Annotated in this window: 15 protein-coding genes; 9 read left to right on the forward strand and 6 right to left on the reverse strand. The window is 47.2% G+C overall.

Annotated features, from left to right (window positions below; genetic code table 11):
• Window positions 1–251: 251 nt before the first annotated feature.
• Complete coding sequence (locus tag JNUCC21_RS04820) at window positions 252–1,076, forward strand: C40 family peptidase (RefSeq protein ID WP_025284484.1); 825 nt, start codon at window positions 252–254, stop codon at window positions 1,074–1,076.
• A gap of 68 nt (window positions 1,077–1,144) precedes the next feature.
• Here the strand turns inward: JNUCC21_RS04820 and JNUCC21_RS04825 are convergent, their stop codons facing one another.
• Window positions 1,145–2,020, reverse strand: coding sequence for a LysR family transcriptional regulator (locus JNUCC21_RS04825; RefSeq protein ID WP_007409271.1), 876 nt, complete (start codon window positions 2,018–2,020; stop codon window positions 1,145–1,147).
• Window positions 2,021–2,129: 109 nt separating this feature from the next.
• Between JNUCC21_RS04825 and JNUCC21_RS04830 the strand changes: the two genes are divergently transcribed.
• The 4 genes from JNUCC21_RS04830 to JNUCC21_RS04845 all read left to right on the forward strand — a co-directional run bounded on the left by JNUCC21_RS04830 (window position 2,130) and on the right by JNUCC21_RS04845 (window position 7,389).
• Window positions 2,130–3,233, forward strand: a complete 1,104-nt coding sequence (locus JNUCC21_RS04830; RefSeq protein WP_326243792.1) for a citrate synthase/methylcitrate synthase — start codon at window positions 2,130–2,132, stop codon at window positions 3,231–3,233.
• A 79-nt stretch (window positions 3,234–3,312) separates the two neighbouring features.
• A complete protein-coding gene (locus JNUCC21_RS04835) occupies window positions 3,313–4,182 on the forward strand; it encodes an SDR family oxidoreductase (protein ID WP_007610321.1) in 870 nt (289 codons plus the stop codon).
• 333 nt (window positions 4,183–4,515) lie between these two features.
• Entirely contained in the window at window positions 4,516–5,919 is a 1,404-nt protein-coding gene (locus JNUCC21_RS04840; RefSeq protein WP_369878632.1) for an amino acid permease, read from the forward strand.
• Window positions 5,920–6,033: 114 nt separating this feature from the next.
• Window positions 6,034–7,389, forward strand: a complete 1,356-nt coding sequence (locus JNUCC21_RS04845) for a sodium-dependent transporter (protein ID WP_012117177.1) — start codon at window positions 6,034–6,036, stop codon at window positions 7,387–7,389.
• A 36-nt stretch (window positions 7,390–7,425) separates the two neighbouring features.
• On the opposite strand, the gene JNUCC21_RS04850 is transcribed toward JNUCC21_RS04845, so the two are convergent.
• The 3 genes from JNUCC21_RS04850 to sigM are packed head-to-tail and all read right to left on the reverse strand — an operon-like array spanning window position 7,426 to window position 9,261.
• Complete coding sequence (locus JNUCC21_RS04850) at window positions 7,426–7,716, reverse strand: anti-sigma-M factor (protein WP_003155315.1); 291 nt, start codon at window positions 7,714–7,716, stop codon at window positions 7,426–7,428.
• Window positions 7,704–8,780: an anti-sigma factor gene (locus JNUCC21_RS04855; RefSeq protein ID WP_088005355.1), complete on the reverse strand. Its 1,077-nt coding sequence runs from the start codon at window positions 8,778–8,780 to the stop codon at window positions 7,704–7,706. The genes JNUCC21_RS04850 and JNUCC21_RS04855 overlap by 13 nt, the downstream gene beginning before the upstream one ends.
• Window positions 8,770–9,261, reverse strand: coding sequence for an RNA polymerase sigma factor SigM (gene sigM, locus JNUCC21_RS04860; protein WP_003155312.1), 492 nt, complete (start codon window positions 9,259–9,261; stop codon window positions 8,770–8,772). Before sigM ends, JNUCC21_RS04855 begins: the two co-directional genes overlap by 11 nt.
• A 240-nt stretch (window positions 9,262–9,501) precedes the next feature.
• Between sigM and JNUCC21_RS04865 the strand changes: the two genes are divergently transcribed.
• Window positions 9,502–10,101, forward strand: a complete 600-nt coding sequence (locus JNUCC21_RS04865) for a 1-acyl-sn-glycerol-3-phosphate acyltransferase (RefSeq protein WP_007409265.1) — start codon at window positions 9,502–9,504, stop codon at window positions 10,099–10,101.
• 45 nt (window positions 10,102–10,146) lie between these two features.
• Here the strand turns inward: JNUCC21_RS04865 and JNUCC21_RS04870 are convergent, their stop codons facing one another.
• The gene (locus JNUCC21_RS04870) at window positions 10,147–11,481 is read right to left on the reverse strand and encodes a hemolysin family protein (protein ID WP_007409264.1); all 1,335 of its coding nucleotides are present in this window, start codon (window positions 11,479–11,481) and stop codon (window positions 10,147–10,149) included.
• Window positions 11,482–11,542: 61 nt separating this feature from the next.
• On the reverse strand, window positions 11,543–11,968 hold the full coding sequence (locus tag JNUCC21_RS04875) for a MerR family transcriptional regulator (protein ID WP_007409263.1): 426 nt from the start codon (window positions 11,966–11,968) through the stop codon (window positions 11,543–11,545).
• A gap of 179 nt (window positions 11,969–12,147) precedes the next feature.
• On the opposite strand from JNUCC21_RS04875, the gene JNUCC21_RS04880 reads away from it, so the two are divergent.
• From JNUCC21_RS04880 to JNUCC21_RS04890, 3 genes are all read left to right on the forward strand, one after another.
• On the forward strand, window positions 12,148–13,332 hold the full coding sequence (locus tag JNUCC21_RS04880) for a pyridoxal phosphate-dependent aminotransferase (protein ID WP_150941094.1): 1,185 nt from the start codon (window positions 12,148–12,150) through the stop codon (window positions 13,330–13,332).
• A 32-nt stretch (window positions 13,333–13,364) separates the two neighbouring features.
• Window positions 13,365–14,609 carry a beta-ketoacyl synthase N-terminal-like domain-containing protein gene (locus JNUCC21_RS04885; protein WP_015239486.1) on the forward strand — a complete coding sequence of 415 codons (1,245 nt, stop codon included), beginning with the start codon at window positions 13,365–13,367 and terminating at the stop codon, window positions 14,607–14,609.
• A gap of 229 nt (window positions 14,610–14,838) precedes the next feature.
• Window positions 14,839–16,227, forward strand: coding sequence for a hemolysin family protein (locus JNUCC21_RS04890; protein WP_369878637.1), 1,389 nt, complete (start codon window positions 14,839–14,841; stop codon window positions 16,225–16,227).
• Window position 16,228 lies beyond the last annotated feature (1 nt).

Below are 16,228 nucleotides of genomic sequence, written 5' to 3' on the forward strand. Positions count from 1 at the left end.
CTGCTTTGTTTTTCCAAAATACGAGGATCACAGGAAAAAAACATGACAAATTGACTCGTTTTTCGTCACGTTTGAAATCAAATTGAAATATTTAATACCCTTAAAAACTTTTTTCTGAAACGAATTAGTAAGAAATTTGTCACGGGAAGTCAAGTCTATTTCTAGTGGAAATTGAACCTTATAATAGGAAACAGATAAAAACTTTAAAAAAGAGACACATAAAATAGATAGAATCATTCAGGGAGGAAAATATGAAAAAGCAACTTGTTACAGCAACAACGGCAGTGGTTTTGGGGACGACTTTGTTTGCGGGCGCGGCATCTGCGCAAACGATTAAGGTAAAAAAAGGCGATACATTATGGGGACTTTCAAATCGGTATGGAATGTCAATTAATTCCATTAAATCTGAGAACAAATTAAAATCGGATATCATTTACATCGGTCAGACGCTTTCGATTAACGGTAAATCATCCTCAGGTTCAAGCTCAAGCAGCAAGTCATCATCGTCTACATATAAAGTCGTAAAAGGCGACAGCCTTTGGAAAATTGCGAATAAATATAAAATGACGGTAAACCAATTAAAAAGTTTAAACGGTTTAAAAACGGACCTGATCCGCATCGGACAAGTTCTTAAAGTAAAGGGATCAACTTCCGGTTCAACGTCTTCAGGATCTTCGTCATCAAAGCAGCCTTCATCCAGCCATAATGCTGCACAGACGAGCCTGAATGTAAACAAGCTGATTTCTGATGCGCAATCTTTAATCGGCACGCCGTATGTATGGGGCGGAACAACGACTTCCGGCTTTGACTGCAGCGGATTTATCTGGTACCTGTTAAACAAACAGACGAGTGTCGGCAGAACGAGCACTGCGGGATACTGGAGCTCAATGAAGAGCGTGTCCAGCCCGTCAAGAGGAGACTTCGTCTTCTTTACAACATATCAGGCCGGCCCTTCACACATGGGTGTGTACATCGGAAACAACAAGTTCATCCATGCCGGTTCTGACGGCGTCACAACAAGTGATCTGAATAACAGCTACTGGAAACCTCGCTATCTTGGCGCGAAAAGATTCTAGCAGCGATAGAAACCCGTTCATCAGAACGGGTTTTTTATTTAGACGGGACAGAGCTCCATTTGTTTCACCTAAAAATGAAAATGTGATAAAAAATCTAAAAAGGTTTTCTTTTTTTCATTTTCATAGAGGGCGATGGCGTACGCGCCCGCGCTCGGCATCTGGGCGAATTCGCACGGAATTTCAATCATGCTGCCTGCGGCGAGTTCGGCCCGTACTGCTGACAGCGGCAGAAATGAGACACCCAGCCCCTCTTTAATAAATCGTTTCGTAATATGCGTCTGTGTCACCTTCATTGTCCTGACGAAAGGGAACTGTATTCTGACCTGGCGGAGCAAATCATCCCAATAGTCAGGATGGTTATGGGTCAAAAGCAGATATTGTCCGAACAGGTCTTTCACTTCATCCGCCTTCCCTGTCCCGGGTTTTCGGCCGGGCGGCGCGACGAGGACAACGGGGTCATTGTACAGGGGGCGGCAAGTGAGGGAAGATGATTGCACCTTTAAGCAGCTCAGTCCGATATCGGCTGAGCCGTTTCTGATTTGAGAGGCGATTTCTTCCGATTCGAAAATGGTGACCGTCATTTCGGTTTCTTTATTGTCCTCTGTATAACGCTTCATGACAGACGGGAGAACGGTGTCGGCGATAAGCGGCGAAACAGCGAGTGTCAGCGTGTGCGAGTAGCCCTGGCGCACCCTGTGCAGTTCCGCCATGCTGTTTTCATAGTCTTCCAAAAGCCTCATGGCAAACGGCACGTATGCTTTTCCTTCTTCGGTCAATTGTATTTTCCGGCCGCTTCGCTGAAACAGCTTGCAGCTGATTTCTTTCTCTAATAATTTTATATGAACGGTGACGGTCGGCTGAGATAAAAAAAGCGTTTCCGCCGTTTTTCTGAAATTCTCATATTTTGCCGCGGTGACGAAGGTGTGAAGCCATTTAAAATCCATAGATGCACTCCTCTGATTAAAAGTTTTAATTAATTCCCTTAAAAATATTCATTATTTTTTAAATATTATATTTACTATAATAACAGAAAGAGGATAAGGGGGAATGAAATTGATTTATCGTGGATTGAAAGGGATTACTTGTGCAGAAACGGCTATCAGCCATATTGACGGAGAAAAGGGGCATTTAATATATCGCGGCTATGACGCGAAGGATATCGCGCTGCAATTCAGTTTTGAAGAAGCGGCGTATCTCATTTTGAACGGGACGCTTCCTGATGAGCGGCAATTGCTTGCGTTTCAGGAAGAACTTGCAGCCGAGCGCGGGCTTCCGAAACATTTGATCGACTTACTGGAAACGCTTCCGGATGAAATGGACGACATGGCGGTGCTGAGAACGGCTGTTTCAAGTTTGGGCACAGATTCATTTACATATCCGCCCAAGCCGGAAGAAGCGATTAAACTGATTGCCGTCACACCGACGATTATTGCGTACAGATACCGCCGTAAACAAGGGCAGGAAGCGTTGTCACCTGAGGCGCGATACGGACACGTTGAAAACTATTTGTATATGCTGACAGGCAGGCAGCCGTCCGCAGCCCAAAAGAAAGCGCTTGAGACGTATATGATTCTGGCGATGGAGCATGGGATGAATGCATCGACTTTTTCAGCGAGAGTCACCGTTTCGACTGAATCAGACTTAGTGTCTGCCGTCACTGCCGCACTGGGTACGATGAAAGGGCCGTTGCACGGAGGCGCACCTTCAGGTGTCACGAAAATGCTTGAAGACATCGGGGAAAAAGAAAATGCAGAAGCATATTTGACAGCGAAGCTTATGAAGGGAGAACGCCTAATGGGCTTCGGACATAGGGTGTACAAAACAAAAGACCCGCGGGCGGAAGCGCTGCGCATAAAGGCTGAAGAAGTGGCGGGAAATGATCCGTCGCTTGACTTGGCGCTTTATGTGGAGAAGGAAGCCATCCGTTTGTTAGAGCAATATAAGCCCGGACGGAAGCTGTATACGAATGTGGAGTTTTACGCAGCGGCTGTGATGCAGGCCATTGATGTCGACAATGATTTATTTACGCCGACCTTTTCAGCAAGCAGAATGGCAGGCTGGTGCGCACACGTGCTTGAACAGTCCGCTGACAACATGATTTACAGGCCGTCTGCGAAATACACCGGCGCTTTTCCCGAAACGGCTCAGCAGCTTTAATCACCGGCATATTTGTCCGTTTAACTCCCCGCACTGCGTGGTATCGTCTCAGTAATACCAATTGCAGGAGTGTGAGAATATGAATCCGATGGACAGACAGACGGAAGGACAAAAGCCGCAGGTGCAAAAACGCCAGCCCGGTATTGAGTCAGACATGGAGCCGAAACCGCTCTTGGAGGACCCGGATGTAAAAGGGTCGGGCAGATTAAAAGGAAAAGTCGCAGTCATCACGGGCGGAGACAGCGGCATCGGCGCAGCGGCTGCGATCGCTTACGCGAAGGAAGGGGCGGATCTTGCCATCCTGTACCTGGACGAACATGCCGATGCCGAGAGAACGAAAAAGCGTGCGGAAGAATACCAGGCCGAATGCCTGTTAATTCCGGGAGACGTCGGTGATGAGGCGCATTGTCAGAAGGCGGTCCGGCAAGTCTTAGATCACTACGGAAAAATAGATATTCTCGTTAATAATGCGGCTGAGCAGCATCCGCAAAACGGGATTCTTGATATTACAGCTGAACAGCTGGAGAAGACATTCCGTACAAACATGTTTTCTATGTTTCATATGACAAAAGCCGTGCTGCCTCATCTCAAAAGAGGGAGCGCCATCATTAATACAACGTCTATTACCGCTTATCAGGGAGACACTTCATTGATCGACTATTCGTGCACGAAAGGCGGCATCGTTTCCTTTACGCGTTCAATGGCGATGTCATTGGCCGATCAGGGGATCAGAGTAAATGCGGTGGCCCCTGGACCGATCTGGACCGCTCTGATTCCGGCGACGTTTACTGAAGAAAAGGTAGAAAAGCACGGTCTGGACACTCCGATGGGAAGACCGGGACAGCCTGCGGAACACGCCGGAGCTTACGTGCTTCTGGCTTCAGACGAATCTTCCTATATGACGGGGCAGACCATTCACGTAAATGGCGGCAGATTTATTTCAACATAATACGCAAGTTTTATCCCGCGCTTTTAAAAAGTGCGGGATTTTTATTTGAACGTACATATGAATACGATTTTTAAAAAATGGAAGTCGCCAGCAGAATCACTAATGTTAATATTTTGCAGTAAAGAATCCGCTGAGTTTTGCTTTATGAAAACTAAAAATAATATATAGAATTTTCAAAAAAGTTATTTTCATTTTTATATTTTTCGCTATAATATGATGTAGGAGAAAGGGATGATGTGCTGAAACATTTCGTGCGAAAAATAAGAATTTAGTCATTATTACTATTGTTATCTGAATATTCTAACATATATTGGTTTACAAGGAGTGAAGCAGATGAAAGGGAGCGTATTCAGAAAGAAAAGCATTCAGGACCTGCTTGCTGCAACGAGCGGGGAAAAGTCGCTGAAAAGAGAGTTAGGGGCCTTTGATTTGACCCTTCTGGGGATAGGGGCCATCATCGGAACGGGGATTTTTGTATTAACCGGAACAGGCGCTGTCACGGCGGGGCCGGGGCTGACCGTTTCATTTGTCATCGCCGCTCTTGCGTGTTTATTTGCGGCTTTGTCATATGCCGAATTTGCTTCAAGCGTCCCGGTTTCGGGTTCCGTCTACACGTTTACTTATGCGACACTGGGTGAACTTCTCGCGTTTATCATCGGATGGGATTTAATCTTGGAATATATGCTCGCCGTCAGCGCGGTTTCGGTCGGCTGGTCCGGCTATTTTCAATCATTCTTGGCGGGCTTCGGCATTCATCTTCCGACCGCATTAACGGCCGCGCCGGGATCCATTAAAGGCACGGTCACATTCTTTAATCTCCCCGCATTTGTTATCGTGCTTGCGATTACATTCCTTCTCTATTTAGGCATTAAAGAATCGAAGCGGGTCAATAATATTATGGTCATTTTGAAGGTTCTGGTTGTTCTATTGTTTATCGCCGTTGCGGCCGTATATGTCAAACCTCACAACTGGCAGCCGTTTATACCGATGGGATTCGGCGGTGTTTTCAGTGCCGCGGCGCTCGTTTTCTTCTCTTTTATCGGTTTTGACGCCGTCTCTTCCGCCGCTGAAGAAACGAAAAATCCGGCGAAGGATCTGCCGAAAGGAATTATCTTTTCATTAATCGTCTGCACCGTGCTGTATGTGACCGTATCGGCGATTATGACGGGCGTCGTTCCGTTTGCCCGCTTTGAAGGCGTTGACCATCCCGTGTCTCTCGTCCTGCAGATGGCCGGACAGAATTGGGTGGCCGGGATTATTGATATCGGCGCAGTGTTGGGGATGACAACGGTGATGCTCGTCATGCTGTACGGCCAGACGAGGGTGATGTTTGCCATGTCCCGTGACGGTTTGGTGCCGGGGGCGCTTTCAAAAGTCCATCCGAAGCATAAAACGCCGCACGTGGTGACGTGGGTGTTCGGCATCCTGTCGGCATTACTCGGCTCGCTCGTCCCGCTTGATGAACTGGCGAAGCTGGTGAACATCGGCACGCTTGCCGCATTTGTCCTGATTTCCGTGGCGGTTATCGTATTGAGAAAGAAACAGCCTGATCTGCCAAGGGCTTTTAAATGTCCGGGGGTTCCCTTTATTCCGATATTGTCCATTCTGTTCTGCGTGTTTTTGATTATTAACCTCGGCGCAACCACCATATTCCGTTTCTTTATCTGGCTGATCATCGGTCTGGTGATTTATTTCTTATATTCGAGAAAGCATTCGAAATTAAACGGGAATTTGTAAGGAGCGGCACCCGCCGCTCCTTTTTATTTTTCGGAATAATGAAACATATTGAAATGGGCTTAAGTTATCGCAGTGAATAAGGGATAATATAGGGCGGAAGGGAAGTGGAAAGTCGTGTCTGACCAAAAAAGGGTTCAATGGGCCTCAAAAATAGGATTTATTATGGCCGCTGCCGGTTCGGCGATCGGCCTGGGAGCCATTTGGAAGTTCCCTTACGTAGCGGGTACGAACGGGGGAGGCGCTTTTTTTCTTGTATTCGTCCTCTTTACCGTGCTTTTAGGCTATCCGCTTTTGCTCGGTGAATTTATTTTCGGAAGACGGAGCCAGACAAATGCGATTGATGCCTACAAACAAGCCGCGCCGAAGTCGGTATGGCACCTTACGGGTTATGTGGGTGTGGCGGCCTGTTTTTTAGTTTTGTCTTTTTACAGTGTTGTCGGCGGGTGGATTTTGCTTTATGTGTTAAAAGCCGTTACCGGTTCTTTATCCGGGCTCACTCAGGAGCAGTACGGCACGGTGTTCGGGACGGTCATTGAAAATCCGATCCAGACTCTCATTGCGCAGCTTGTATTTATGATCATGACGGTGGCGGTCGTCGCAAAAGGCGTGCAGAAAGGGATTGAACGTGTCAGTGCGGTGCTGATGCCGATTTTATTCGTGCTGTTTCTATTGCTTGTGCTGCGATCAGTCACGCTCGATCATGCCGTTGAGGGGATTAGATTTTTATTGGTTCCGCACTTTGAAGATTTGACGCCGGAATCCATCCTATATGCTTTAGGACAGGCGTTTTTTACATTAACGCTCGGTGTTTCGGTCATGGTGACATACAGTTCGTATCTGCCGAAAACCCAAAATCTTCCGGGTTCGGCGGGTTCCATTGTTATGATGAATGTGCTCGTTACGCTGTTTGCGGGACTGGCCATTTTCCCGGCGGTTTTTTCGTTCGGCTTTAAACCGGATGAAGGGCCTACACTGCTGTTTACCGTGCTGCCGGCTGTTTTTGACCGGCTGCCGTTCGGCTCGCTGTTTTTTATCAGCTTTTTGGCGGTCTTTTTCTTCGCCGCGCTGACTTCGGCCTTTTCGATGGTGGAAATTATCGTGGCGACTGTGGGGAAAGGTGATGAAACGAAAAGAAAGAAGCTGTCGTGGACAAGCGGTCTGCTCATTTTCTTAGTCGGAATTCCGTCCTGTTTATCATACGGTGTTCTCGGTGATGTTCATTTGTTCGGAAAAACGTTTTTTGATCTTGCGGATTTCACCGTCAGCAATGTGCTGATTCCGCTCGGCGCTTTATTAATATCAATCTTCGTCCCGCTGAAAATACCGAAGCAGGAGCTGTTTGCCGAGATGAAAAGCGGTTCCGCCATCGGCTATCGTTTCTTTCAGGTGTGGTATTTCCTTCTGAAATATCTCGTGCCGCTGGCTATCATCGTCGTATTGCTGCATTTAATCGGCGTTCTTTCATTTTAAAAAAACAGGCCCCCGTAAAAGGGCCTGTTTTTATGTTTAAAAACCGAATTGCAGATTCGTATCAACCGCAACGATCGTATATACACAGACAATGACGAACAGATTGAGAATGACACCGAGCAGTCCCGGGCCCGTCCGTCCTTTTTTAATAAACAGCTCAATGATGCCGAACGGCACGGCGGCCATCGCAAACGGCAGCATCTGATAAGAATAGAAAGTCACATTGCTGATGATTGCCACGTTCAAAAGCAGCAGCGACAAAATCGCGGTACCGACTGATATCCAGCCGAAAACATTATGCTCTTTAAAAATTCTTACCAATTCCATAATTCCACCTCACCGATGTTTGCTGCTTTTACTGTTTTGTTTTTCAGCAGACGTTCGATTTCTTTTGTCGGCCCCGTCACGACAGAGCCGTATACGTTCATTCCGTGATGTTCAACATAGTCGATTCGGCTGCCCAGATTCATGTCTTTGCGTTTCGATATTGCATGCGCCCATTTTTTATGGCGGGACATAAATTCAAGGGCATTGATAAATTGTTCACGGTCTGTCTGTCCTTGCGTTTCGAAAGAGGACACCATCTTGGAATCTTTCCCGGGAAATCCTAACGGCTCGGCATAAGGACTGTCTTTCAGATTTTTCTCCGTTTCGACCGCGTTCCATAAAAACTTCACATCGTATTTTTTAAAAGTCGAATATACTTGAGAAGAAGGGTAGGCCCTGTCATAAGAAAGATAGACCTCCGCCACGCTTCCTTCAGGCAATTTTTTTAATGTCTGTCCGGCTTTGTCAATCGTGCGTTCCTTTAAGCCGGAAGGATGGGCGAAATAATGCTTTGCCTGTGCCGCGTCTAGATCATAGTAGTTAACGGCAGGCGATTTGACCGTATCTAAAAACATTTCAATCCGTTCTCCGCCGACGGATTTCGTTTTTGTGCCGATCTGCTTTTGCAGCGGAAATTCCGTATTCATTCCAAACAGCTTCACCTGGCTTTTCAGTCCGGAGGTATCGACGAGGACGTTTGGCATTGTGGTCGCCACCGTCACTGCCGCGGTCTCCATTAATTGATTGCCGGTGCTTTCTTTTCCCCCCAGACCGTAATAGAGGTAGCTTCCTAATGTGCAAAGCGGCAAAATCATCAAAGTGGAGATGACGGCGAGAACTGAAATCCGCAAATACGATTTGCGTTTTCCGTATGATAAAATGGCCTTCTGTTTTTCCGGGCTGATGCCGACGTCCCATTCCCGGTCGTCCTGCATTTCGCTTTCAATCAACTCCTGATAGACTTCCAGCTTTTCCAGCTCTTCTTCAAAGGCGGCCATTTCCCGGTCGCTCATTTCTCCATTTTTGTATTGGTAAAAACGCTTTTTAAATTCTTCATTCATCATTAACACCTCTATTATAAAGTGCTTTCAGCCGCTGTCTGGCACGAAATAAAACACTTTTAAAATTAGCCTCTGAAATATTCATAATATGGGATGCTTCTTTGTAATTCAGTTCTTTTAAATAATACAGTGTTAAGGCCTCCCGATAATTGTCGGGAAGTTCGGACATATACCCTGTCAGCACTTCCTTGATTTCAATCTGATGAGCCGGGCTTTGAACAGCCGTCTGGAAAAGGCTCCCAATTAAGTCATCGGAAATGGTCACTTCCTTTTTATGTTTTCTGACATAATCTATAAACGCATTTCTCGCCACTTGAAAAAGCCATGGCTTTACTTTGCTGTGGTCGTAGGAGTGAATGTGTATGTATGCCCTCATAAAGGTTTCCTGCAGCAAATCTTCAGCGAGATGCTTGTCTTTTGTCATGGAGAGCAGGAACCGGTAAACATCATTCATATACATTTGGTAAATTTCATCGATCGTCACTGCCTTTTCTCCCCTCTATGTTATACACGCATAAGAAAGGTTTAAAGTTGCACGTTCCATGCAAACGGCTTAAATTCATTTTCACCTCATCAAACACCATTTCTCTATAGTACCCAAAATCCGTCATAAAAGATAGAGATCGGCGGAGGAAAAATATAATTATTAGTACCAGGTAATAAAAAATATTGTTATAATAGAGAGAGAGAACACTTTTGATCATTACAACAAAGGAAGTGCGTTATGTATAAGTTTTGTGCAAATGCCATCAAATGCATTCTATCCCTGCGCGGAGGAGTGAAAGTGTACAATAAAGAGAATCTTCCGTCTGATAAAGGATTCGTTATCGCGTGCACGCATGCGGGCTGGGTGGACGTCCTCACGCTCGGTGTCGGGATATTGCCCCATCAGATTCATTATATGGCGAAAAAAGAGCTGTTTCAGAAAAAGTGGATCGGACGTTTTTTGAAGAAGATTCACGCGTTCCCGGTTGACCGTGAAAATCCGGGCCCGAGCAGCATTAAAACGCCGATTAAGCTTCTGAAGGAAGGAAAGATTGTCGGGATTTTTCCGAGCGGTACGAGAACATCAGAAGACGTCCCGCTGAAAAGAGGGGCCGTGACCATCGCCCAAATGGGAAAAGCGCCGCTCGTTCCGGCCGCATATAAAGGGCCGTCTACGGGAAAAGCGCTGTTTAAAAAGGGAAAAATGCGGCTTATCATCGGCGAGCCGATTTTTTTGGAGGACTTTTCCGATCTTGCGCCGAAGGAGAGGCTTGCGGCCATGACAGAAGAGCTGAATGCCAGAATTAAAGAGCTTGAGAAAAAACTTGAACAACTGTAAATGAAAAAAAGCTTGCCGTCTGTATCAGACGCGCAAGCTTTTTTGTTATGCTTCTTTTTGTTCGGCGGTTTCCAGCAGTTCATCAAACGCCAGTTTTTTCACTTCGATATATGCGACGTGGTGGCCGTCAATTTCATTAATGATAAATTCACAGCCTTCTTCGATAATCGAGTCGTATTGTTCGACGTCGTATTTCTGGGTAAGGAACCAGCCGCCGATGGTGTCGACCTCGTCATTTTCCAAATGGATGCCGAGGAGTTCGTTCACTTGATCAATCAGGACCTTGCCGTCAAGCATGTAATGGCCGTCGCCGAGTTTGCGGATTTCGTTGATTTCATCGATATCAAATTCATCACGAATTTCCCCGACGATTTCTTCAATAATGTCTTCAACGGTGACAAGCCCCGCGGTTCCGCCGTATTCATCCGACAGAATCGCCATATGAACCCGTTCCTTCTGCATTTTTACAAGCAGATCGTGAATCGGTGCCGACTCAATCACATGGATGATCGGATTGACAAAATCGGTAATCGGCGAGTCGACTGATACTTCGCCGCTGATGCAGGCGGTCAGCACTTCTTTAATGTTAATAACGCCGATAATATTATCTTTGTCACCCTCTTCGACAGGGTACCGGGTATATTTTTCAATCTGAATGATGTCCATCATTTCAGAAATTTTGATATCATGCGGCAGACTGACGATTTCCGTACGCGGAATCATGATTTCTTTTGCAAGTCTGTCGTCAAATTCAAAGATTTTGTTCACGTATTTAAATTCAGACTGGTTGATTTCACCGCTTTTATAGCTTTCCGATAAAATGATGCGCAGCTCTTCTTCAGAGTGGGCAAGCTCATTTTCAGACACCGTCTCCAGACCGAACGCCTTCGTTAAAAGACGGGCGGAGTTGTTCAGAAGCCAGATAAACGGGAACATGATGCGGTAAAACCAAATGAGCGGTTTCGAAAACAGCATTGAAACGGCTTCCGCTTTCTGGATGGCGACTGTTTTCGGCGCCAACTCTCCCACGACCACGTGTAAGAATGTAATGATCGCATAGGCGAGAATAAATGAAATAATATGCGATAATGAGCTGGGTACGTTTATCTTTGTGAAAAGCGGATGAAGCAAGCGTTCAATCGTTGATTCGCCTAAGACACCAAGACCTATGGAAGTCAATGTTATGCCGAGCTGGCACGCCGATAAATACTCATCTAAATGCGTGGTCACTTTTTTGACACCGATTGCGGCTTTATTTCCTTCTGCTATAAGCTGGTCAACCCGTGAGCCTCTGATTCTGATTATCGCAAACTCAGATGCTACGAAAAATGCCGTCAGCGCGATTAAAACCGCGACTAAAATCAAATTCACAATGTCCAATTAGAACCTTCACTCCTTTTGGGAAGATGAAGGTAACACCTCCTGTTAGTAAGATAATGGTTTAACTTAACAGCAGCATAAATGATTGAAGCACTGCAAGCTTTTCAGGAGCCAGCCTTTTTTTCAGCTGGGCGCGCTCCTCTGGTTCAAGCTTTTCAAACCGATTCAAGATCACGGAGATGTTTTGATTCATGTGATCAATTTCCGATGCCAGATTTCCAATATCGTCAGGCAGGGCTGAAGAGGGAAACTGGTTCTCCAGTCGATCTTTTATATCAGACAGGGCCAATCGCTGCTTTTTACAAGCGACTATAAACTTTAACCGATTAAGTGCAAGTGTATCGTAGTAACGATAGTTCGAACAAGACCTGTCAGGCTTTAAAAGCCCGAGGTTTGTGTAGTAATCCACCGTGCGTTTCGTTACACCGGCAAGCTCTGCTAATTCACTGATGCGATAAGTCTCAGCCCCATCTAAATCCCTCCCCAACCATCACGTTATAGTTATGAGAATAGTTTAATATATGAAGGGGAGTTTGCACAAGTTTATTGTTTTCCGTCTTTCTCCTGAAACGGCGCGGCGGGCTGTCTGAAAAAGCGTTGACTGCGCCATGTAAATCTTTCATAATCATTGTAAATAGAAACGGAAGAAAAAGACAGAAGGGACAGATGACAGTGGCCGGTTTATCACGGGAAGTGACACAGAATCTGGAGAAAGGTTCATGGATACGCAAACTATTTGATGAAGGCGCTCGGCTGAAAAAAGAGTTCGGCGCCGATAAGGTGTTTGACTTTTCAATAGGAAATCCGGTTGCGGAGCCGCCTGAAACATTTAAAAAGGCGCTTTGCGAAGCGGCTGAAACAGGGCGGCACGGATACATACAAAACCAGGGGCTTCCGGAGGCGAGAGAAAAGGTTGCGCGCTTTTTGTCAGAGCGGTTTCAGACAGAAATTTCCGCCAGGCATACAGTCATGACGGTCGGAGCCGGCGGGGCGCTGAATGTCGCGCTGAAAAGCATTTTAAACCCCGAGGAAGAAGTCATCCTACTTGCGCCTTATTTTGCGGAATATAAAGCGTATGTTGAAAATTACCGCGGCAGACCCGTCATCTGCCCGCTGACTGACTCATTTGAGATTGATATTGAAGCGGTTAAAGGTGCGATCACCCCCCGTACGAAAGGACTGATCGTTAATACGCCGCATAATCCGACGGGGACTGTGCTCAGCCAGAAAAACCTTAACGAATTAGGCGCCTTATTAAAAGAAGCCGAAGAGCGGAACGGCCAAAGCATATTTATTTTATTTGATGAACCGTACAGCCAGCTGATCTACGGAGAAGAGCAGGCGAATCCGTTTCAGGCGTATCACCGCGTGATTTTAGTCAGTTCGTTCAGTAAAGATCTCGGCATTGCGGGGGAAAGGCTCGGGTATATCGCGGCAGACGCCCAAATGCCTGAGGGCGATCTTCTGACGGATGCGTTCGTTTTCTGCAACCGGACGCTCGGCTTTGTGAACGCTCCGGTCATGATGCAGCGCGCCGTGGCGAAAATGGATGATCTTTCGATTGACTCTGAACCTTACAGAAAGCGGAGAGACCTTATGGTGGACATCCTCACAGAAGCCGGCTTCGAATTTGAAATGCCGAAAGGAGGCTTTTTCGTCTTTCCGAAATCACCGATTGAAGACGAGGTGGCATTCTGCATGCATGCCGCACAGAAATACAAACTATTGATCGTACCCGGCAGCGGATTTGGAAAAAGCGGCTATTTCCGATTATCTTTCAGCGTGCCTTCAGAACAGATCAGACAGTCGCGCGATATTTTCAAAGCACTGTATCAAGATTTTTCTTCATAGCTTCCAATACATAAAGATGGGAGAACGGACAAATGTCGAGGAGTAATAATGGCACGTCAGACATCAGCATTACAGGAATCGGAGTCTTAACCGCGGTCGGACAAGGCAAGGAGGCGTTTCTCGATGCGCTTATGGAGGGGCGGCACGCCTTTGATGTGATGAAACGGCCCGGCCGGCAGAAAGGCAGTTCGTTTATCGGCGCGGAGCTTAGCGAATTAACGCCGCCGGACGCGCTGTCGAAGCGCTTGTACCGAAGGGCCGCATTATCAGGAAAGACGGCGCTTATCGCTTTATATGAAGCGTGGCATGACGCTCAATTAGACGGCGCTGATCACAGCCGCACCGGTCTGATCATCGGCGGCTCGAATATGACGCAGCGCGAATTGCTGCAGGCCTTTGAGAAAAACGGTGAAACGCCGCAATTTGTAAATCCGACATACGGGCTTTCTTTTATGGATAGTGATTTGTCGGGGCTTTGTACGGAGCAATTCGGGATAAAAGGGCCGGCCTTTACGGTCGGCGGCGCGTCGGCAAGCGGCCAGGCGGCGGTTATTCAGGCTGCTCAAGGAATCAAAGGCGGCCTGTTTGACCGGTGCATCGTGATCGGGGCGCTGGCCGATCTGTCGTACATGGAGTGTCATGCTCTCCGTTCTTTGGGAGCGATGGGCACTGATACATACGCTGAACGGCCTGAAGCCGCCTGCCGCCCGTTTGACCGGCATACGGACGGGTTTATATTCGGAGAGGCGTGCGGGGCGATTGTGCTGGAACGCGCTGAATCTGCCGAACAGAGGGGCGCGCGTTCGTGGGCCGGCTTAAAGGGCTGGGGGATGGCTTCCGATGCGAACCGCAACCCGAATCCTTCAGCAGAGGGCGAAATGACGGTGATCCGCCAGGCGCTGGAGCGGGCCGGTCTTTCAGCAAAAGAGATCGATTACATCAACCCGCACGGCACCGGTTCGCCGATCGGTGATAAGACTGAATGCCGGGCGCTTTCTGAAAGCGGCCTGTCGCACGCGCGGATTAATGCGACAAAATCGATTACCGGACACGGTCTGAGTGCGGCCGGAACGGTGGAAATCATTGCTGCTCTCTTGCAAATGCGGGAAAACAAGCTTCATCCGATCCGAAACTTAACGGAGCCGATTGACGATTCATTTCAGTGGGTGACCGACGGGCCGAGCGCCCATACCGTACACCATGCGTTAAGCTTAAGCATGGGATTCGGGGGGATTAATACGGCGCTTTGTTTAGAAAATCATTTCCGAAGCAGATAACGGCAGCCTTCTTTTTGAAGGCTGTTTTTTATATCATAAAAATCTGAAAATGATGAAAGAATGGAGTTGTGATACAATAAACTATACAAATGACAATCATGCTTTGACTTAGGAGGTGGCAGGATGGGGCCCTCTGTGTAGTCAATCATCCATTTCGTTCCTCTCGCTTAAGAAAAAACGATGAAATCAGGAGGTGACGTCCTTATCCTTCAATTCGGGATAAGGTGAAATGGACGATATTGACAGTTTGATTTTAATCGGTGTGCTCATTGCGTTAACGGCATTTTTCGTGGCGAGTGAATTTGCGATCGTCAGAGTGAGAAGATCCAGAATCGATCAGCTCATTTCAGAAGGGAACAGACGGGCGGTGCTCGCAAAGCGTATCATTACGGATCTTGATGAGTATTTATCCGCCTCGCAGCTCGGCATTACACTCACATCCATCGGGCTCGGCGTACTGGGAGAGCCTGCATTTGAGCGGATGCTTCATCCTGTGTTTCAGGGCATGGGGCTGCCGGATTCTGCTGAGCATGTGATTGCTTTTGCTGCGGCGTACGGGCTGATTACGTTTCTGCATGTCGTCGTCGGTGAGCTTGCGCCTAAAACGGTTGCGATTCAAAAAGCGGAAAAGCTGACGTTATGGATTGCCGGACCGCTTCGGTTATTTTACGTGTTCATGTTCCCGTTTATTTGGGTGCTGAACGGCTCAGCGAGAATTCTGACCGGTTTGGCCGGATTAAAGCCGGCATCTGAGCATGAAGACTCCCACTCTGAAGAAGAGCTGCGGATCCTGCTGTCAGAAAGTTTAAAAAACGGAGAAATCAATCCGTCTGAATATACATTTGTGAATAAAATTTTTGATTTTGATAATCGGATCGCCAAGGAAATCATGATCCCGAGAAAAGAAATCGCGGCTGTTTCCACTGATATGGACGTGCCGGAAATGCTTGATATGATGCTGAAAGACAAATATACGCGCTGGCCCGTAACGGACGGGGACAAAGACAGTGTCATCGGCATGATCAATACGAAGCATCTCTTTTCAGATCTGCTGTTTATGACAGAAGATGAAAAAGCGGAGGTATCCATCACGTCTTACGTCCGCCCGGTGATTGAAGTCATCGAGACGATCCCGATACACGACCTGCTGATAAAAATGCAGAGAGAACGGATTCATTTGGCGATATTGTCTGATGAATACGGCGGAACGTCCGGTCTTGTGACGACCGAAGACATCCTTGAAGAAATCGTCGGCGATATCAGAGACGAATTTGATGAGGACGAACAGCCGCAGATTCAAAAGCTGTCCGAACGCCATTATGTGCTGGACGGAAAGGTTCGGATTGATCAGGTGAATCATCTTCTCGACGCAGGGATTGAAGAGGAAGTCGACACGATCGGCGGTCTTGTGCTGAAACGGAATATTGACATCTGTGCGGGTGAGTCGATACAAATCGGGGGATACACTGCCCTCATATTAGAAATGGACGGCCGGTTTATTAAACAGCTTGAACTCAAAGAAGAACAGGGCCGCCCGGGCGGTCAGGGAACAATAAACCGCCAGCTGCCCGTGCCTGAAACGGTCATGCTTCATAACGCAACCTTGAGCGAAAAATAAG

Origin of the sequence: Bacillus sp. JNUCC-21 (assembly GCF_041222765.1) — a bacterium.
In the GTDB taxonomy this organism is placed as follows: domain Bacteria; phylum Bacillota; class Bacilli; order Bacillales; family Bacillaceae; genus Bacillus; species Bacillus velezensis.